The organism is Blastomonas sp., assembly GCF_030373265.1.
Taxonomy (GTDB): domain Bacteria; phylum Pseudomonadota; class Alphaproteobacteria; order Sphingomonadales; family Sphingomonadaceae; genus Blastomonas.
This window is the reverse complement of the sequence record NZ_JAUCZC010000040.1, coordinates 1-18,215: the sequence shown is the minus strand read 5'-3', so window position 1 is coordinate 18,215 and position 18,215 is coordinate 1. Positions and strand designations below refer to the sequence as shown.

At 61.5% G+C, this 18,215-nt stretch carries 17 protein-coding genes and 2 pseudogenes; 17 read left to right on the top strand and 2 right to left on the bottom strand.

Features of this window, described 5'->3' with window-relative positions; translation table 11 throughout:
* The 15 genes and pseudogenes from QUV11_RS16310 to pobA all read left to right on the top strand — a co-directional run.
* On the top strand, window positions 1-665 hold a 665-nt coding region (locus QUV11_RS16310), incomplete at its 5' end, for a cbb3-type cytochrome c oxidase subunit I (RefSeq protein ID WP_300883948.1).
* Window positions 666-669: 4 nt separating this feature from the next.
* Complete coding sequence (gene cyoC, locus QUV11_RS16305) at window positions 670-1,302, top strand: cytochrome o ubiquinol oxidase subunit III (RefSeq protein ID WP_300883947.1); 633 nt, start codon at window positions 670-672, stop codon at window positions 1,300-1,302.
* Window positions 1,302-1,682, top strand: coding sequence for a cytochrome o ubiquinol oxidase subunit IV (gene cyoD / locus QUV11_RS16300; RefSeq protein WP_300883945.1), 381 nt, complete (start codon window positions 1,302-1,304; stop codon window positions 1,680-1,682). The genes cyoC and cyoD overlap by 1 nt, the downstream gene beginning before the upstream one ends.
* Window positions 1,683-1,732: 50 nt before the next feature.
* A complete protein-coding gene (locus QUV11_RS16295; RefSeq protein ID WP_300883949.1) occupies window positions 1,733-2,398 on the top strand; it encodes an SURF1 family protein in 666 nt (221 codons plus the stop codon).
* On the top strand, window positions 2,395-3,690 hold the full coding sequence (locus QUV11_RS16290) for an ATP-binding protein (RefSeq protein WP_300883943.1): 1,296 nt from the start codon (window positions 2,395-2,397) through the stop codon (window positions 3,688-3,690). Before QUV11_RS16295 ends, QUV11_RS16290 begins: the two co-directional genes overlap by 4 nt.
* Window positions 3,687-4,226, top strand: a complete 540-nt coding sequence (locus QUV11_RS16285; RefSeq protein WP_300883941.1) for a response regulator — start codon at window positions 3,687-3,689, stop codon at window positions 4,224-4,226. Before QUV11_RS16290 ends, QUV11_RS16285 begins: the two co-directional genes overlap by 4 nt.
* Before the next feature lie 141 nt (window positions 4,227-4,367).
* Window positions 4,368-4,895 (top strand): DUF1993 family protein, encoded by a 528-nt coding sequence (locus QUV11_RS16280; protein ID WP_300883940.1) that lies wholly within the window; start codon window positions 4,368-4,370, stop codon window positions 4,893-4,895.
* A 117-nt stretch (window positions 4,896-5,012) separates the two neighbouring features.
* Window positions 5,013-7,256: a TonB-dependent receptor gene (locus QUV11_RS16275; RefSeq protein ID WP_300883939.1), complete on the top strand. Its 2,244-nt coding sequence runs from the start codon at window positions 5,013-5,015 to the stop codon at window positions 7,254-7,256.
* A 447-nt stretch (window positions 7,257-7,703) separates the two neighbouring features.
* Window positions 7,704-9,257, top strand: a complete 1,554-nt coding sequence (locus QUV11_RS16270) for a PAS domain S-box protein (protein WP_300883938.1) — start codon at window positions 7,704-7,706, stop codon at window positions 9,255-9,257.
* The gene (locus tag QUV11_RS16265) at window positions 9,250-9,873 is read left to right on the top strand and encodes a response regulator (protein ID WP_300883937.1); all 624 of its coding nucleotides are present in this window, start codon (window positions 9,250-9,252) and stop codon (window positions 9,871-9,873) included. The genes QUV11_RS16270 and QUV11_RS16265 overlap by 8 nt, the downstream gene beginning before the upstream one ends.
* An 80-nt stretch (window positions 9,874-9,953) precedes the next feature.
* Window positions 9,954-10,349: a response regulator gene (locus QUV11_RS16260; protein ID WP_300883935.1), complete on the top strand. Its 396-nt coding sequence runs from the start codon at window positions 9,954-9,956 to the stop codon at window positions 10,347-10,349.
* Between the two features lie 82 nt (window positions 10,350-10,431).
* A complete protein-coding gene (locus QUV11_RS16255) occupies window positions 10,432-11,043 on the top strand; it encodes a CAP domain-containing protein (RefSeq protein WP_300883934.1) in 612 nt (203 codons plus the stop codon).
* Between the two features lie 168 nt (window positions 11,044-11,211).
* On the top strand, window positions 11,212-11,676 hold the full coding sequence (locus QUV11_RS16250) for a hypothetical protein (protein ID WP_300883933.1): 465 nt from the start codon (window positions 11,212-11,214) through the stop codon (window positions 11,674-11,676).
* A gap of 250 nt (window positions 11,677-11,926) precedes the next feature.
* A pseudogene (locus QUV11_RS16245) lies at window positions 11,927-12,739 on the top strand (Gfo/Idh/MocA family oxidoreductase); the annotation flags it as partial.
* Entirely contained in the window at window positions 12,736-13,914 is a 1,179-nt protein-coding gene (gene pobA, locus QUV11_RS16240; RefSeq protein ID WP_300883932.1) for a 4-hydroxybenzoate 3-monooxygenase, read from the top strand. The pseudogene QUV11_RS16245 and the gene pobA, both read left to right, overlap by 4 nt.
* 369 nt (window positions 13,915-14,283) lie before the next feature.
* On the opposite strand, the gene QUV11_RS16235 is transcribed toward pobA, so the two are convergent.
* Window positions 14,284-15,009: an alternative oxidase gene (locus QUV11_RS16235; RefSeq protein WP_300883931.1), complete on the bottom strand. Its 726-nt coding sequence runs from the start codon at window positions 15,007-15,009 to the stop codon at window positions 14,284-14,286.
* 661 nt (window positions 15,010-15,670) lie between these two features.
* Between QUV11_RS16235 and QUV11_RS16230 the strand changes: the two genes are divergently transcribed.
* Window positions 15,671-17,038, top strand: a complete 1,368-nt coding sequence (locus QUV11_RS16230) for a site-specific integrase (protein ID WP_300883930.1) — start codon at window positions 15,671-15,673, stop codon at window positions 17,036-17,038.
* A 112-nt stretch (window positions 17,039-17,150) separates the two neighbouring features.
* Window positions 17,151-17,459 carry a zincin-like metallopeptidase domain-containing protein gene (locus QUV11_RS16225; RefSeq protein WP_300883929.1) on the top strand — a complete coding sequence of 103 codons (309 nt, stop codon included), beginning with the start codon at window positions 17,151-17,153 and terminating at the stop codon, window positions 17,457-17,459.
* On the opposite strand, the pseudogene QUV11_RS16220 reads toward QUV11_RS16225, so the two are convergent.
* Window positions 17,456-18,215: pseudogene (locus QUV11_RS16220) on the bottom strand (hypothetical protein); the annotation flags it as partial. The gene QUV11_RS16225 and the pseudogene QUV11_RS16220 overlap by 4 nt on opposite strands.

The following is an 18,215-nucleotide window of genomic DNA, read 5'->3' as shown; positions in this document are numbered from 1 at the left end:
ACTGGTGGCCCAAGGCGTTCGGCTTCAAGCTCAACCAGTTCTGGGGCAAGGTCAGCTTCTGGTGCTGGGTCCCGGGCTTCTGGGTCGCGTTCGCGCCGCTCTATGTGCTCGGCCTGATGGGCGTGACACGCCGGATGCGGGTGTTTGATGATCCGAGCCTGCAGATCTGGTTCGTCATCGCCGCCATAGGTGCGTTCATGATCGCCGCCGGTATCGCTGCCATGCTCATCCAGTTTGCCGTCAGCATCTGGAAGCGCGAGGCGCTGGCCGAGACGACGGGCGATCCCTGGGATGGCCGCACGCTCGAATGGGCGACCAGTTCGCCGCCGCCTGCCTATAACTTCGCATTCACGCCGCGTATCCATGCGCTCGACGCCTGGTACGACATGAAGGGCGCAGGCGTGGAGCACCCGGCAGATGGCTACAAGGACATCCATATGCCGAGCAACACCGGCGCAGGCGTCATCCTCGCCGCGATCAGCACGGTCTGCGGCTTTGCGCTGGTCTGGCACATCTGGTGGCTGGCAGGCTTGAGCTTCATCGCGCTTATCGCAACAGCCATCGCGCACACGTTCAACTACAGGCGCGATTATCATATCCCGGCGGCCGAGGTTGCCGCGACCGAGGCGGCGCGGATGCGCCAGCTCGAAGCGGCGAAGGCATAAGGCGATGAGCAACGCCACCACCACCGTCGCGGCAGGCGGCGAAGCGCCGGTCTATTACGAGATCGACGAAGCGCCGCACCCCGAAGGCCACAGCACGATGCTGGGCTTCTGGATCTATCTGATGAGCGATTGCCTCATCTTTGCGATCCTGTTTGCCTGTTATGCAGTCCTCGGCGGCAATTTCGCAGCCGGGCCGGGGCCCAAGGATCTGTTCGATCTCAACCTGATCGCGCTCAACACCGCGATGCTGCTGTTCTCGTCGATCACCTATGGCTTTGCGATGATCGCGATGCAGGGGCGCAATGTGCGGCACACGCAGATGTGGCTCGCGGTCACCGGACTGTTCGGCGCGGCATTCCTTGCGATAGAGATTTACGAGTTCGCGCACCTGATCCACATCGGCGCGACGCCGCAGCGCAGCGCGTTCCTGTCGGCGTTCTTCACGCTGGTGGGCACGCACGGGCTGCACGTCACCTTCGGCCTGGTCTGGCTGGTGACGCTGATCGTTCAACTGGGCCGCCACGGTCTCAACCCCGCCAACCAGCGCCGCGTCGCGTGTCTCAGCCTGTTCTGGCACTTTCTCGACGTGATCTGGATCGGTGTATTCACCTTTGTCTATTTGATGGGAATGCTGTGATGAGCGCTGACACCCACGCCGAGCAGGTTGAACACGATAGCCACGGCATCGAAATCCCGCACGCCACGATGCGCGATTATGGCATCGGATTTGTCCTGTCGGTGATCCTCACCGCGATTCCGTTTGCGCTGGTGATGACGGGTGCGCTTTCTGCACCGGTGACGGCGGTGGTCATCATGGGCTTCGCGGTGGTGCAGATCATCGTCCATATGGTCTATTTCCTCCATATGAGCCCCAAGGCCGAGGGCGGGTGGACGCTCACCTCGCTGATTTTCACCCTGATCGTGGTGGTGATCATGCTATCAGGGTCGGTATGGGTGATGAGCAATCTGAACGCCAACATGATGCCCCAGGCGCATCTGGAGAGCCAGCTCCCGTGACCGCCCCGCGGCCGGTGGTACGGCCCGTTACCCGGGTCCTGCTGGCATCGATGCTGCTGGTGCTGGCATTTGCCGGGGTCGGCCTCGGCGTCTGGCAGGTCGAGCGCCGGGCGTGGAAGCACGCGCTGATCGATGCGGTCGAGACCCGCAGCACGTCACCTGCGGTTGCGGCACCGGGCCCTGACACGTGGTCGGGCTTGTCAGCACAAAACGATGGCTATCGCAGGGTCACCGTCACCGGCACGTTCCTGCATGATGCCGAGACACTGGTGCAGGCGGTGACCGATCTGGGCGGCGGCTTTTGGGTGCTGACCCCGCTGGAGGGCGACCGGTTCACAGTATTGGTCAATCGCGGATTCGTCCCTTCCGCAAAACGCGCCAGCGCCAGCCGCGCGGCGGGCAATGTCGCAGGCCCCGTCACGATCACCGGGCTGTTGCGGATCGCCGAGCCAAAGGGCGGTTTTCTGCGCACCAACGATCCGGCAGCGGACAAATGGTACTCCCGCGACGTCGGCGCCATCGCAGCGGCGAGGGGGCTGGAGAACTCCGCGCCATACTTTATCGATGCCGATGCTACCGCCAACCCTGGCGGCTATCCCGTCGGCGGACTGACCGTCGTGCGTTTCACCGACAACCACTTGGTCTACGCGCTCACCTGGTTTGCGCTTGCAATCGGCTGCGTGTGGGGCGCGAACATGGTATGGCGGCGGCGATGATCCCCGCAGCCGCCCCAGAAGTCACCGATGCCGTCCGGCGCAACATGGCGTTGCTCATCCAGTTGCGCTGGCTGGCGGTGGGCGGACAGCTGTTCACCATCCTGTTCGTCGATGGGCCAATGGGAATCGCGCTGCCCATGGCGCCCTTGCTCGCCGCGATCCTGTTGCTGGTGCTGATCAACCTAGGCACCCTGTACATGCTGCGCAGCCATGAGGCGGGGCTCGAATACGCGCTGTTTGCCGCGTTGATGTTCGATATCGCTGCGCTGACCTGGCAACTCCATTTCACCGGAGGCCTGGCAAATCCATTCGCCGCCCTGTTCCTGCTGCAGGTGGTGATCGGCGCGATGCTGCTGCGGCCTGCGGCATCTTGGGCGATGGTCGCGGCCACCCTGTTCGCGCTTGCTGTACTGGCAGCGGATTCGGTGCCACTCGCGCTGCCGCCCGATCTGCAGGACGATGAGTTCAGCCTGTACCTGCAAGGCAGCTTCGTGTGCTTCGGGTTGATCGCGGTGCTGCTGGTGGCGTTTGTCACCCGGATCGCGCGTAACCTGCGGGAGCGCGATGCGGCGCTCGCTGCCATCCGCCAGCGCGCGGCGGAGGAGGATCATATCGTGCGGATGGGATTGTTGGCGTCCGGAGCGGCGCATGAACTCGGCACGCCGCTGGCCACGCTCTCGGTGCTGGTCAACGACTTCAGAGCAATGCCCGAATTGCGTCAGGTCCGCGACCTCGATGCCGATCTCAACGACATGGAAATTGCGGTGCGGCGTTGCAAGACAATCGTCAGCGGTATTCTGATGTCCGCTGGCGAAGCGCGCGGCGAAGCCCCTGAGCGGACCACGATGCGCGCTTTCCTGAGCGATATCGTCGAGGAATGGCGCGTTGCGCGCGGGCTCGCGGTGCTCGAGTATAACGATCGCTTCGGCGCCGACATGGCGATCGTGTCCGATCCAGCGCTTCGGCAGGTGATCGGCAACGTCATCGACAATGCGATCGAGGTCTCGCCCGATTGGGTGGCGATAGAAGCCGCGCGCAAGGGCGATGCCCTTGCGCTGAGCATCATGGACCGCGGGCCAGGTTTTGCAGACGACATCCTGAATGGCCTGGGGCAACCCTATCGCTCCACAAAGGGCCAGCCCGGCGGCGGGCTCGGGCTGTTCCTGCTGGTGAACGTCATGCGCAAGATGGGTGGCGAGGTCCACGCCAGCAACCGCGCAGATGGCGGGGCCATGGTTACCATGCTCCTGCCGCTGACAGCGATAGCCTATCCTGCGGGAGCGCGGGCATGACCGGGGAACGCCGCCTGCTGATCGTCGAGGATGACGAGACCTTTGCCCGCACGCTGAGGCGTTCTTTCGAGCGGCGGGGTTATACGGTGGAATCCGCCAGCAGCTTTGACGGCCTGCGGGATCTGCTCGCCGCGCAGGGAGCGCCTACCCACGCAGTGATCGATCTCAAGCTGTCGGGCAGCGCGTCGGGGCTGGCCTGTGTCCAGGCCGTCCGCGCCGCAGCGCCCGCCGCTCGTATCGTCGTGCTGACCGGCTTTGCGAGCATCGCGACCGCGGTCGAGGCAATCAAGCTTGGCGCAGACCATTATCTCGCCAAGCCCTCGAATACCGATGATATCGAGACGGCGTTTGCACGCACCGAAGGCGATGCCGGCGCTTCGGTTGAGGCGCGCCAGTCATCCATCAAGACCGTGGAATGGGAACATATCCACCAGACCCTGGTCGATACCGACTTCAACGTCTCCGAGACCGCCCGCAGGCTCGGCATGCATCGGCGCACTTTGGCGCGCAAACTGGAAAAGCGGCAGCTCAAATGATGCGGTGACCGCCGGCGGCCAAGTTCAGGGTCGTTCTACCGGGATGGCCATGGCGGGGCGTCTTCGTACCTTGACGCGGAACGCGCGCTGCGCGCATGACCGCTGGTATGCGCGCGATACCGTGCGGCAGGAGACGATAAGATGATCACGCTCTACGAAGCTTTCGTGCCCACCGCTGTGCAACTCCTGGGTTCGGTCGATCGCCTGCTGACAAAGGCCGAGGCGCATTGCTCCGAAAGCGGCAGGACGGCGCAGTCCGTTATCGGCGCCAGGCTGGCGCCGGATATGCTCGACCTGTCTTACCAGGTCAAAAGCTGTGCGGGTCACTCGCTTGGCGCGATCGAGGGGCTGCGCAAGGGCAATTACTCGCCGGATATGAGCACCCCGGCGGACAGCTTTGCAGCATTGCGCGATCAGGTCGCAGGAGCGATCGAAGGCTTGGCCAGAGTCACCGTTGAAGAGATGGAGGCCCTGCAGGACAAGCCGATGACGTTCACCATGCGCGATATCGTCCGCTGGGATTTCACCGCCAAGGATTTTCTGCTCAGCTTTTCGCAGCCGAACTTCAATTTTCATGTCGCGGCGACCTACGCCATTCTGCGCGCGGACGGGCTGCCTATCGGCAAGCGCGATTATCTTGGCAAGCTGCGGATGTCACAGCCGGCCTAAGCCGGGTCAGACCCGAGCGGAAGGGTGCGGAACGATATCGCGAGTTATTCGCATTCCTTATTGCAAGTGATTCTATGTGGCATTATGCGCCTGTGAAGCAATTCACAGGGGTATTCCATGCGTCCGATCAAAGCCGTCAGTCTAGCCGCCATGGTTGCTGGGCTCGCCAGCCCGGCGCTGGCGGAAAACGGCCTGGGCGAAAGCGGTCAGCCGCTCAACGCGATCACGGTGACGGCTTCGAAACAGGATACGCTCGATATCGGGGGGTCGGTGCAACGCATCGAGATCGAGGAGCTCGATGTCTATTCCTATAGCGACGTCAACCGCATCTTGCGGCAGGTTCCGGGCGTTTTCCTGCAGGAGGAAGACGGCTTCGGCTTGCGTCCCAATATCGGCATTCGAGGGTCCGGTACCGACCGCAGCGCGCGCGTCACCATCATGGAAGACGGAATTCTCAAGGCACCCGCTCCCTATTCCGCGCCTGCCATCTATTATTTCCCGCGCATGGCCCGGCTGCACGCGATCGAGGTCGCCAAAGGCCCGGCTGCGATCAAGTACGGACCTGCCACCGTAGGCGGAGCGATCAATTTCTTCGCGACCCCCATTCCCGATGTCGATGCCGGAACCGTGGCTGCACGGGTGACAGCGCTGGCCGGCAACTATGGCGGCAGGCGCCTGCATGGCTGGGTCGGCGGGTGGAATCCGCTGGGTGGCGGGATCGAGTTCGGCGCACTGATGGAAGGCGTCTACGAAGCCTCTGACGGATTCAAGCGGATCGACATCGGCGGATCGACCGGCTTCGAGATCATCGACACGACCTTTCGTGTGGGACTGCGTACCACCGACCGCCGCCATTCGCTCGAGCTGAAATACCAGCGCAACAACGAGCGCAGCGACGAAACCTATCTGGGCCTGACGCTCGAGGATTTTGCCGCCAGTCCCAACCGGCGCTACAATGGCAGCCAGGAAGATCGGATGGAGGTTTCGCACGAAACCTACCAGCTCACCCATTCTAGCGAGCTGGCACCGTCGGTCACCATCACCAACATTGCCTATCGCACCGATACCAGCCGCGCGTGGTACAAGCTCAACGATGTGCGCAACGCGGCCAATACCGGCTGGTCGACGCTGTCGTCCGTGCTGGACAATCCCGCCGCCAACCCGCTGCAGATGGACGATCTTGTCGGTGCTCCCGGCTTTACCGGCCGGGCAGGGGCACTGCGCGTGCGCAACAACAACCGGGTGTACCAGTCGACCGGTGTCCAGTCGGTGATTTCCGCCGGCTTTTCGACGGGCACCATCGGGCACACGCTTGAGGTGTCGGCCCGCTATCACGAGGATTCCGAGGACCGCTTCCAGCAGGATGACCGCTACCAGATCGTCAACGGTCGGATGGTGCTCACCACACCCGGCGCTCCGGGCAGCCAGGACAACCGCCGTGGCGATGCGCAAGCGTGGTCGTTTTTCGTCCGCGACACCATCGAAGCCGGCCCGGTCACGATCATTCCCGGGCTGCGCTATGAAACGATCGACCTGCGTCAGACCCGCTGGGCGCTCGGAGATGCGGTACGTGCAACGCCAACCGCAGTGACCGAGCGCAATGTCGATGTCTTCATTCCAGGCGTGTCGGCAGCCGTCCGGCTGGGCGAAGACCTGCGCCTGATCGCGGGCGCGCATCGCGGGTTTGCTTCGCCTGCACCGGGATCGAATGTCAGCATCGAAACATCCTGGAATTATGAGGCGGGCTTCAAATACGGCAACGATGCGCTGCGCATGGAAGTCATCGGCTTCTTCAACGATTACAGCAACCTGGTCGGTTCCTGCACCGCGTCGACCGGTGGAGACTGCAACATCGGCGACCAGTTCGAGGGCGGCAAGGTCGATGTGAAGGGCATCGAGGTGCTGGCCGGAAGCACCTTCGGCAGCATCGCGGATGGCGGCGTCGCCGTGCCGGTATCCTTGGTCTACACGCTGACCGACGCGCGCTTCCGCAGTGACTTTGTCAGCGGCTATGAGCCTTGGGGCAATGTCTCGATCGATGACCGCCTGCCGTATCAGCCCAAACATCAGCTCACGCTCAATGCAGGCGTGGAGATCGCGCGGGCGCGCCTCAATGGCACGATGAACTGGGTCAGCGCCGCGCGGGCGACGGCAGGGCAAGGCCCGGTCGCGGCCAACGACCGCATCGACGCGCGGGCGGTGTTCGATCTGTCGGCGGAGTTCGACGTGACCCCGCAGCTGTCGATCTTTGCGACCGTGCAGAATGTTTTCGACGAGGTGTACAACGCCGGCTTTTCGCCGTCAGGCGCCCGCCCAGGTGCACCGCGGCTCTGGTTGGCGGGCATTCGATCGCGCTTGTAACGAGAGCAGGCGCCGCGCCGTCATGCGATGGCGGAATGTTCGGCGCAAACCTCAGAGGACGCCAAGTTTGCCGACGGCCGATTGGCGTTCCACAGGCTCGGATTAACCCCTGCTGGCATGATCGGGGCGCCGATGAAGGCAACGGCAAGGGCGCGGATGGCTGCAGCTCCCAAAACCCGCCACCGTACCAGCATACATTCGTTAGGCGGTAACCCATGGCCTGCGCCACCGCGCAGCATGGCCGATATCCTTGCGATGGCCGTCCACCGTTGCGCCGGTGGTGCCGACGTCTCGCCGGGCCTGCCCATGTACAGCCTCATCGACAGGCCCGAGGGCATCTGGTAAATCATCGGTCCTGTCAGGAGGGAGGCAGCCCCGTATAGGAGGTGGACGCCTGATGCCGACTGCAGACACCGTCATAGCCCCATCTTTTTCGGCCGACTGGCCATGACGTCTGTCGGCCATCCGGTCTCGACGGCAAAAGCGGACGCGATATCGCAAAAGAACACCGTGATGGCCGAAGAGCTCGGCCTGCTGATCGACGGGGCAACCAATTACGCGATTTATATGCTCGACCAGGTCGGCCGAATCACGATCTGGAACCGCGGTGCGGAGCGCATCAAGGGCTGGGCTGGCGCCGAGGTCATCGGGCGAAACTTCGCCATCACCTATACCCCCGAAGACCTGGCCGCTGGCAAGCCAGCGACCGATCTGCAGTACGCCCATCAGCATGGCCGGCTTGAGGAAGACAGCTGGCGGGTGCGCAAGGATGGCTCGGAGTTTCTGGCCTGCGTCACGATTACCGCCTTGTACGACACAGCCGGAGCGTTGCGCGGGTTCGGCAAGGTCCTGCGCGACATCACCGACCAAAAGGCAAACGAAGCGGCGATCCTGCGGCGCGAGCACCATCTCCGCTCGATCCTGGCGACCGTTCCCGATGCGATGATCGTGATGAACGAGCATGGCATCGTCTCGATGTTCAGTGCCACCGCCGAACAGATTTTCGGCTATGATCAGGCCGAGGTGGTGGGCCGGAATGTGTCGATGCTCATTCCCGGCCCGATCAGCCAGCAGCATGACGAACACCTTGATGCCTATCGCAAAGGTGGCGCCCGCCGTTTTGTCGGCATCGTTAGGCAGGATCACGCGACACGCAAAAACGGCGAGGTTTTCCCGATCGAGATTGCGGTGGGCGAGGCGTCGATTGCCGGGGAGCGTATCTTTACGAGCTTCATCAGAGATCTGACGGAGCGGCATCATGCCCAACAAACGCTCAAGAAACTGCAATCAGACCTGATCCACGTCACACGAATAAGTGCGATGGGGACCATGGCTTCCACCCTGGCGCATGAAATCAATCAGCCGTTGACGGCCATCGCCAATTATCTTGAGGCATCGCGCGCATTGATCCCCGATGCCGAGCAGGGCTTGCTGCATGAGGTTGCCGGAGCGCTTGACCTTGCGGCCGCCCAAACGCTGCGTGCGGGCGGTATCGTGCGCCGCCTGCGCACGTTCGTCGATGTCGGCGACGTCGGGTTTCGTGCCGAACGTCTGAGCGACATCATCGAAGAAGCGGTGAGCCTGGGATTGCTCGGCGCGCATCACACTAGCGTAGACGTGTCGATGACGATCGCGCCCGATTTGGGCGACGTCTTCGTGGACCGCATCCAGATCGAGCAGGTGTTGGTCAACCTGATCCGCAATGCTGTCCAGGCTATGCTCGAAGTCGCCGACAAACGCCTGACAATCACTGCGACGCGCGATGCCGACGGCTGGGCCGAGGTCACGGTAAGCGATACCGGAACGGGCATCGATCCGGCGGTACGCAACCGGCTGTTTCAGGCTTTCGTGTCGAGCAAGCCCGATGGCATGGGGTTGGGCCTGTCGATCTGTCGGACCATCATCGAAGCCCATGGCGGCCGGATTTGGGCAGACGATGGCCCCGATGGCGGGGCTGCATTCCATATCTGCGTCCCGCTTGCAGGAGCGAGAGATGAGTGAGGAGGAGAGGACCGTCCACGTTGTCGATGACGACGAGGCAATCCTGCATTCGGTCGGATTTCTGCTCCGCAAGGCCGGGCATCATGTCGAAACCTATGCGTCAGGGAAAATCTTTCTCCACGCCGCATCGCCCGCGACAAAAGGGTGTCTGGTGCTGGATATACGCATGCCCGATGTGGACGGGCTCGAAGTCCAGCGGCTGCTCGCCGATCGCGGCATCGGTATCCCGATCATCATGTTGACCGGCCATGGCGATGTCTCGCTTGCGGTGCGCGCCATCAAGGCAGGCGCGATCGAGTTCCTCGAAAAGCCGTTCGACCGGATCTCGCTGCTGAACGCGATCGACCAGGCCTTCGCACACGCCAGGCACAGCAAACGTTCGAAGATCGATGCCGCCGATGCCGTCACGCGGCTGCATGTCCTGACCGCGCGCGAGCGCGATGTGCTCGAAGGCATGGTCCAGGGGCAGCCAAACAAGCTGATCGCGTATGAGTTGGACATCGCAACCCGAACGGTCGAGGTCCATCGCGCCAATCTGATGACGAAGCTGGACTGCCGAAGCCTCTCCGATGTCCTGCGCATCGCGTTCGCGGCTGGTCTTGGCTTGCAAAAGTAAACCTCCCGACCCTCGTAAACTACGTAAAGACAAAATCTGCCGATATCTGCAATATGATGATTGTAGAGCAAGGACAGGCAATGTCGAATACGGAAACTTATCCTTTAAAGACTGCATGCGTTTCGCTGGTCGATGGCGATGCAGCTATTCGTCATGCGCGCCAGCTTTTGCTGCGGTCCATGAATTACGACGTCAGGTCATATGCAACCTCTGCAGCCCTGCTGGCAGATCAGCGGTCGCGCGAATGCCGATGCGTCGTGCTGGACACCCAATTGACTGGCAACGGCGACGAGCTGGCCCTGCTGCACGAACTGAGAATCACCGGCTGGACCGGGCACGCCATCCTGCTCGATGGCGCCGGTCTCGACCCGGAATATGTTCACGCAGTCGAGCGCCACGGTGACCGCATCATGGCCCGCACAGTCGGCGACGAAACACTGCTCGCGGCGATCGCCGCATCGATCAATCACAACTGACCGCGCCTGAATTTCCAGGTTTCATCCAATCGCGGTGACGAATCCCAAGGGCTGCCGGAGACAGTCATAATGGAGCTGTATCATGCACACTTACCCGATCCTGCCGCCTCAGATCCACCCCGCGCTTGCCCCAAAGCGGGCGAGGAACTGGCGCGTCAACACCGAGGCCGTCGCCTGTCTGTTGCTGCTGGTGACGGTGGCGGGAATGGGGCTGTACAACCCCGTTTCGGTTCAGCAGCAAACCATCGCGCCGTCGTTGCAGGCCGATATACTCGAAGCCCATAATGATGCCCGTCAACAGGTCGGTATCGCGCCCATGGCGTGGAGCGAGCCGCTTGCGGCCGCAGCCGGCGCCTATGCCAGCCAGATGTCGCGCTCGGGCCACTTCGCCCATAGCAGCCAGGCGCCCGGGGCGCGGCCGCATGGCGAAAACCTGTGGATGGGGACCCGCGGCGCCTACAGCCACGCCGAGATGGCAGGTTCGTGGGTTGACGAGCAACGCCTCTATGATGGCGGGTCGGTCGATCAGGCCATCTCGACCGGAACGTTCGGCGATACCGGCCATTACACCCAGATTATCTGGCGCGGGACAAAGCAGGTGGGCTGCGCGGTCGCCTCGGACGCCCAGGACGATTATCTGGTGTGCCGCTATCTGCCGGCGGGCAATGTCATGGGCGCCAGCCCCCTCGACTGAGCGAACGGACAATCCGGCGGGGGCAGGGTTGTGCCCGGCAATTCCCCATCGCCTCATGACCGAGCCATCGCGGATTTTGCGAGAGCGCTCACGGCACCTCATCCAAAAACCAATGCAATTCGCTGAGTATTCGGCGCCCTTTGTTTTGCCAATTCCAGGATAGCCCAGATGAACAAATTCACCCTCTCCGCTTGCCTCTCAGCTCTCCTTCTCGCGCCCACTACACCCGCCTCGGCGCAACAGGTCATCATCGCGGGAAGCCTAACGCTTGCGGGCTATCGCGCAAGCTGTGGGCCGATCGAAACCGTTGTGATGGAGATGTACGATATTGCAGAATCAAGAGACGGAAGGATCTTCCTCAACAACAAACTGATGTCGCGTCCCCGCGCGCAACAGATGTTCTGGTATACGCACGAATGCGCGCACCACATCTTCGGCGCTGGCGAAGCGCGCGCCGATTGCTGGGCGGTGCAGCAGGGCCGCAGTCACGGATGGCTCACCCCCGATGAATTCAATCTTCTCGGCCGTGCGATGATCTCGCACTCCGGCACCGCAGCGCATGCGCCCGGCCCGCAGCGCGTCGCAGCGATGCGGTCATGCTACAACCGCGACATATACGCCGCGGTCAACTGAGGGCAATGCGGTATCAGCGAGGCATTCGATGACCGGGCCCGCCAGTGATCGAGCGCGGCCGCTTCAAAATTGGGCTTACCAGTTCTGGCCCGAACGGTGGTAGGCCCCGGGACGCTCGATCGCGATGGCTGCAAACGTGGCGAAAATTCAGACCCTGGGGCGGGCATCAGGAAAACGGATAGATTTTCAACAATGCTATAAATTTGCATGGCCAAACCAGATATGGCAATTGGCATTACCAATAATATAAAAATACGGCATCGGCCATGCCACCACCGAGCTGGCCGAGGCGCTTGAGCAGCCCGGGCTTGATGCGGTGATCCTGTGCACGCCCACCCAGATGCACGCCGCGCAGGCCATTCAATGCATGAACGCAGGCAAGCACGTGCAGGTCGAAATCCCGCTGGCCGACAGCTGGGACGATGCGCAGGCGGTCGTCGCCAAGCAGCATGAAGCCGGGCTGGTCTGCATGGTTGGCCACACCCGGCGGTTCAATCCCAGCCACCAGTATGTCCACAACGAGATTGCCGCGGGCAAACTCAATATCCAGCAGATGGATGTGCAGACCTATTTCTTCCGCCGCCAGAACATCAACGCCAAGGGTGAGGCGCGCAGCTGGACCGACCATCTGCTGTGGCATCACGCCGCGCACACGGTGGATCTTTTCGCCTATCAGGCAGGCAAGATCGTCGATGCCCATGCGATGCAGGGGCCGATCCATCCCGAGCTCGGCATCGCGATGGACATGTCGATCCAGCTCAAGAGCGAGAGCGGTGCGATCTGCACATTGTCGCTGAGCTTCAACAACGAGGGGCCGCTGGGGACCTTCTTCCGGTATATCGGCGACACCGCGACCTATATCGCGCGCTACGACGACCTGGTGAACGGCAAGGAAGAGCCGATCGATGTGTCCAACGTCGCGGTCTCGATGAACGGTATCGAGTTGCAGGACCGCGAGTTCATCTCTGCCATCCGCGAGGGGCGCGAGCCCAACAGCTCGGTCGCAAAGGTGCTCGATTGCTATCGCGTACTGGGCGATCTCGAAAGGCAACTTGGCGCGTGAGCCTGCGGCGCACCCAGGTCGCGATCATCGGTTCGGGCCCTGCAGGGTTGCTGCTCGGCCATCTGCTCAAGGCCGAGGGTATCGATTGCACGGTTCTCGAACGCCAACCGCGCGCGCACGTCGAAAGCCGGATCCGGGCAGGTGTGCTCGAGACGGTGACCACGGATTTGATGCACCGGTTGGGGCTCGACGAGCGGATGAACCGCGAAGCGATGGTCGAGGACGGCTTCAACCTGGCGGATGGCGACTTGCTGGTGCGCATCGACATCAAGGCGCTCACCGGAAAGACCGTGGTGGTCTATGGCCAGACCGAACTGACCCGCGATCTGATCGCCGCTGCTGCGCAACGTGACCTTGAGATCGTGTTCGAGGCTTCCGATCTGGCGCTGCACGATACCGACAGCGATCACCCCAGCGTGACCTATGTCTCGGGCGGCGTTGCGCATACGATCGAGTGTGACTTCATCGCGGGATGCGACGGCTTCCACGGCCCCTCGCGCCGCGCCATTCCGACCGATCTGGTGCGCGAGTATTCGCACGAATACCCCTTTGGCTGGCTCGGTATCCTGGCCGATGTGCCGCCATGCCATGACGAGCTGATCTATGCCAATGGTCCGCGCGGCTTTGCGCTGGCATCGATGCGTTCGCCGACGCGCAGCCGATATTACATCCAGGTGCCGCAGGGCGAAAGCTTGGCAAGCTGGTCGGAAGAGCGACTGTGGGATGAGCTCGAGGGCCGCTTCAACGGCATTTCCCATCACGGGGTCACGCGGGGCCCCGCGCTCGAAATGTCGATCGCCCCGTTACGCTCCTATGTGTTCGAAACGATGCGCCATGGCCGGCTGTTCCTGGCAGGGGACGCGGCGCATATCGTTCCGCCTACCGGGGCCAAGGGCCTCAACCTTGCAGCTTCGGACGTGACGTATCTCGCCGATGCGCTGATCGGCCATTACGACCAGCGCGGCGAGGCCGGGCTGCTCGACTATCCACAACGCGCCCTTGCACGGATTTGGAAATCGGAGCGGTTCAGCTGGAGCCTGACCCGGCTGATGCACAGCTTTCCCGACCAGGCACCCTTCGAACGCCGCATGCAGATGGCCGAGCTCGAATACCTCGCCAGCTCGCAGGCGATGCAGACCGTTATCGCGGAGAATTACATCGGGCTGCCGCTGTAAGCTGCGTCTGGATCGAGCAAGCGTCTGGCAGCGGTCATCGCCCGCTCTGGTGTATCGAACTGGATCTTATCCGCTCGAAGCGATCGTGCGCCGAGACGGGAGAAGCTGCGGCATCAGTCTGCCGACGCTCCGCAAGACGGGCATACAGGTGCCCGGGATTGCACGCGGCGTTGGGAGGCGAAGCGGACCTGAGAACGCTCGGATTGCGCGCGAGCCCACCGAATTCGCGAGCGACATCATTGGTGAGACCGACGGGGCGCCGCAGGTCGCGGCGGTGCGATCGATCCGCCTTCGTTCTCCCACCGGGACAGCGCCCGCCGACGGATTTCGATTGGATCTGCGCCGGAGGCCGCCGTGGGGGCTGGCATCTTACGCCTTCAGCCGGATATCGTCGGCATGCGCGGGATAGGGCGCGGTCTTGCCGGGGTCGAACGGCTTGCCACCCAGCTTGCTGGCAAAGCCATGATTGACGTCGCGATGGTGCGCCTCATCGGCACGGACCAGCAGGACGACGTCGCGCAACGTCGCATCGTCCGCCATTTTCCAGTAATGCCTGGCAATCGCGGGGGCAGGCACGTTGGGCGAGCGGCCTTCGTCGATCTCCTGCAGGTACAGCGTGTAGCTGATCACTGCTTCTTCCTCGAAATAGCCGACCACGCGGTGCGCGGTGCGGGACGATAGCAGATAGAGCACCGAGAACAGCACCAGGAAAATCCACTGTGCCAACAGGATGACCAGCCGCTCGAACAAGGTCGGCTTGGCAATCTCGATAAAGGTCATCAAGTGCATGCGCTCGTTCTCCGCCTCCTCCATCAGGGTCCGGATCCAGCCTTCGTCATCCTTCATCCGGCGCAGGCTGGTAAGATGGGTGAACATCGCGCCGACCATGCCGGGCACTGCAGCAACCGTCTCGAGAACGATGGCACGGTGGCCATAGCGCTTGGCGAAAAAAGTATCGGCGGTGAAGCGCAGCAGCTTGGTGAAGCCAAGCGCGAACCTGTCCGAAAACCCGTCGGGGGCGTAATGGATCACCGGTTGGGCATCATGCTCTTTGGCAAGCGCCCGCTGATCGGGAGTGAGGATGGAATTGACCATGTTCGGTCCTTTCGGGGACACGAGGGCCGAAGCCTGGGCACAGCCAGGCGACGAGGGGGGTCGGGAAGCAATGCCTGATTCATCGCGTGAAAGTCACGCAGCGCCAGTGGCAGCATATGACGGCTATCATGATACGTGGTGGGTGAATGTCCGATTGCAAGGCGACGACGGGCGCCTTGCGACCAGGCGAACACCGGCCGAACGTCAGTGCGGCTGCTCGGCGGGGTGCTCGCAGTGCCGGATGGCCGGCATCACCGCCCAGATGACAAAGCCAACGCCGCCGATCAACAACAGCACCGCCACCCCATGGAGGATGCGCGAGAAGGCAGATCATTCACGGGACGGATCGGACGCTGCGGCATCATCAAGCACAGGCTCTGACCGATAGAACGCGACCTGATTTCCATGACCTGGCTAGCAATAACTCTGCGTGCTGCCTGTGGCATTAAGTCATTGAAAAAAATGGTGGACGCACTTGGGCTCGAACCAAGGACCCGCTGATTAAGAGCGATAATCAGCGGGTCCTAAGTAAAGTCAAGATGTGTCAAATCCTTTGATTTTCAATTAGATGAGTGTCATGGTGTCTCACTAAATCTCGGGGTATTTCGGGTCAAATGTTACCTAAGGTAACACCCCAAATCGGTACTCCATGGAGGCACGGATGGCTTCGAAACCGGTGGGTCTGACAGACGCAAAGATCAGAGGGTTGAAAGCACCGTCTGAAGGTCAAATCGAGATCAAAGATGCGATTGTTCCCGGACTGCGTCTGAGGGTAGGGGCGTCTGGCGCACGAACATTTCTTTTGCGAAAGCGTGTCGCCGGCGTCGTTCGGAATATCACGATTGGTAGGTATTCCGACCGGTTCGGTCTGATGGATGCCCGGAAGAAGGCGCGGATTGTGCTTTCCGATATCGAAGCAGGCGGAGACCCTTATCAGCACGTTCCGAAGCCGACGCGAGGCGCTGCGGCGGGAACATTGCGCGGAATGTGGCCAGACTACAGAGCCGCCAAAGCCGATCGCAGGTCAATTGCCGAGATAGAGCGGGTTTTCAACCGACACATCCTTCCGAAATTCGGGGACCGGATGCCCGAGACGATCACACGTGCCGAGATCACTCGGTTCATCGACAGCATAGCCGCAGAGACTCCTGTAATGGCACGCGGCGTCCTTGGCCAGTTCTCATCCTTTTACGGGTGGGCTTTGCCCCGGCTGGAACGACTGCAGTTCAATCCCTGCAGAGACGCTGGACGTCCGCCCCCGCCTAAGGCGCGCGATCGGGTTCTAGACGTGCGGGAGGTGGGATTGCTGTGGAACATTCTCGGCGAAGAGGGTCCCCCGTTTGGGCCTGCTATCAAGCTGCTGCTGTTGACAGGTCAACGCAGGAACGAGGTGTTCAGTGCGGATCGGTCGGAGTTCGATTTCGAGGCTGGACTCTGGACCATACCGGCCAGTCGCGCGAAGAATGGGATAGCTCATCTGGTGCCACTGGCTTCACCGGCAATCGACCTGCTGAACGAGATCTGGGCGCTCAATAACAGCGATAAATTGCTCGCATCCCGAGGTGATACTGAAATCGGCCCGAGCGGGTTCAGCAAGACAATGGCGCGCCTTCGTCGGGCGATGGAAACCCATATGGGACGTTCCGTTCAGCACTGGACACTCCACGACCTCCGGCGGACAGTTGCAACCGGCCTTCAAAGGCTTGGTGTCCGTCTGGAAGTAACGGAAGCAGTACTCAATCATGTATCTGGCTCGAGGGCTGGCATCGTTGGCGTTTACCAGCGCCACAACTATTTCGAGGAGAAGAAGGCGGCTTTGGAAGCCTGGGGAGACGAATTGATCAGGCTTGCGGCATGCCATCCGCTCAATCCTGAGCTGCCGCCTGTAAGGCAGCGTCGAAGTTCAGATACGATGGTTGCACTAGGCAAAGCCAGAGGCGAAGGCGCCAAGCGATCCGCTGCTGCGCTGATCGCTCGAGGCGCTCACCAACGGTCGGTGCAGCCGGAGAGAATCAATCCGCGGCCATAATGGCAATCTCACTTTCTCAGCCGGATGCGTTGAGTACTGCCGTGTATCCTTCATTCCAGTTTCGCTCGAAGCTGCGGAGGATCGAAATGTTGCATGATCTGGGCAGGAAGAATTGGATCGAGCTTATGCAACACTGCTCAACGAGCCGGCTGACGAAACCGGCGCAGGTCACCAACTTGCCTCTGTCTGCAACGAACGCTTCGGCGACCAGGCCTATACTATTGAAGAGCTCGTCACCGAGCGTGGCTCAGCCTCCGTGTGCGCCGCGCTCGGTCTGGAGGTGACCAAGCGTCCGGACCATGCCTGCTACGTTATTAGCTGGCTCAAGGTGCTTAAGGGCGACAACGGGGTGATCTTCACCGCAGCGAGCGCGGCGGCGAAGGCGGCTGAGTGGTTCTCCAATCCCACCAAGGCAGCTTAGGCCGCTATGGCAGGAACAAATCCTGCGACGATGAACTTCAGCCAATCCGCAATGCGGTCCGCGTGGGGACCGGTCTCAAGTTTGCAGCGAAGCATCTGGAAAGTAGCACGCTTGAGAAAGTTCGTATCTGCCAGCCCTTCTTGAAGGATGGTCTCGTAATATTGGTTTGTTGCGGCCAACATGGATGCGATATCCGTTAATTCTACACCAGACCTGTCATCGGCACACCAGCGCCCGAAATGATCAATCCAGCTATGGTACTCCTCATTCAGGAGATCAGTGTATCGCTTCCTGATCTGAAAAACAGCTTCCCATGTCACGGCGCACTCGTCATCATCGCCGATCAGAGCAATGTCCCATGCAGGCAGGAACATGATGGTTCCATCATCTTGGAACATGTTCGAACCGTCCAACGAAACCGAGAAAACTGGCCCAATGTACGGGTCGCAGCACCTCCGACGCATGCCTGCAACACCATCGAATACGACATCGATCTGCCCCTTGAACGCAGTGTTGCAGTCGCCTCCCATTGGCACCAAGTTACGCAGATTCGCCCCAGCAAACGGGTAGCGCGAAATCGGTAAGTAATGATCAAGGTCGGGTCGCGGTTGCTTCGGATGCCTTAAGCGTTCGAGGCCGCAAAATGGACATATCTTAGCCCAAGTCAGGTTCTGCCAGATCACGCGATAGTGCTCGTCGCGATGAACCGCACCGGGTTTCCCGGAGGCTGTTTGGTTTAAGTTACGCAGCCATGGG

Coding starts and splice junctions, on each gene's coding strand:
- cyoC (WP_300883947.1), top strand. CDS start 670: ATGAGCAACGCCACCACCACCGTCGCGGCAGGCGGCGAAGCGCCGGTC.
- cyoD (WP_300883945.1), top strand. CDS start 1,302: ATGAGCGCTGACACCCACGCCGAGCAGGTTGAACACGATAGCCACGGC.
- QUV11_RS16295 (WP_300883949.1), top strand. CDS start 1,733: ATGCTGCTGGTGCTGGCATTTGCCGGGGTCGGCCTCGGCGTCTGGCAG.
- QUV11_RS16290 (WP_300883943.1), top strand. CDS start 2,395: ATGATCCCCGCAGCCGCCCCAGAAGTCACCGATGCCGTCCGGCGCAAC.
- QUV11_RS16285 (WP_300883941.1), top strand. CDS start 3,687: ATGACCGGGGAACGCCGCCTGCTGATCGTCGAGGATGACGAGACCTTT.
- QUV11_RS16280 (WP_300883940.1), top strand. CDS start 4,368: ATGATCACGCTCTACGAAGCTTTCGTGCCCACCGCTGTGCAACTCCTG.
- QUV11_RS16275 (WP_300883939.1), top strand. CDS start 5,013: ATGCGTCCGATCAAAGCCGTCAGTCTAGCCGCCATGGTTGCTGGGCTC.
- QUV11_RS16270 (WP_300883938.1), top strand. CDS start 7,704: ATGACGTCTGTCGGCCATCCGGTCTCGACGGCAAAAGCGGACGCGATA.
- QUV11_RS16265 (WP_300883937.1), top strand. CDS start 9,250: ATGAGTGAGGAGGAGAGGACCGTCCACGTTGTCGATGACGACGAGGCA.
- QUV11_RS16260 (WP_300883935.1), top strand. CDS start 9,954: ATGTCGAATACGGAAACTTATCCTTTAAAGACTGCATGCGTTTCGCTG.
- QUV11_RS16255 (WP_300883934.1), top strand. CDS start 10,432: ATGCACACTTACCCGATCCTGCCGCCTCAGATCCACCCCGCGCTTGCC.
- QUV11_RS16250 (WP_300883933.1), top strand. CDS start 11,212: ATGAACAAATTCACCCTCTCCGCTTGCCTCTCAGCTCTCCTTCTCGCG.
- QUV11_RS16235 (WP_300883931.1), bottom strand. CDS start 15,009: ATGGTCAATTCCATCCTCACTCCCGATCAGCGGGCGCTTGCCAAAGAG.
- QUV11_RS16230 (WP_300883930.1), top strand. CDS start 15,671: ATGGCTTCGAAACCGGTGGGTCTGACAGACGCAAAGATCAGAGGGTTG.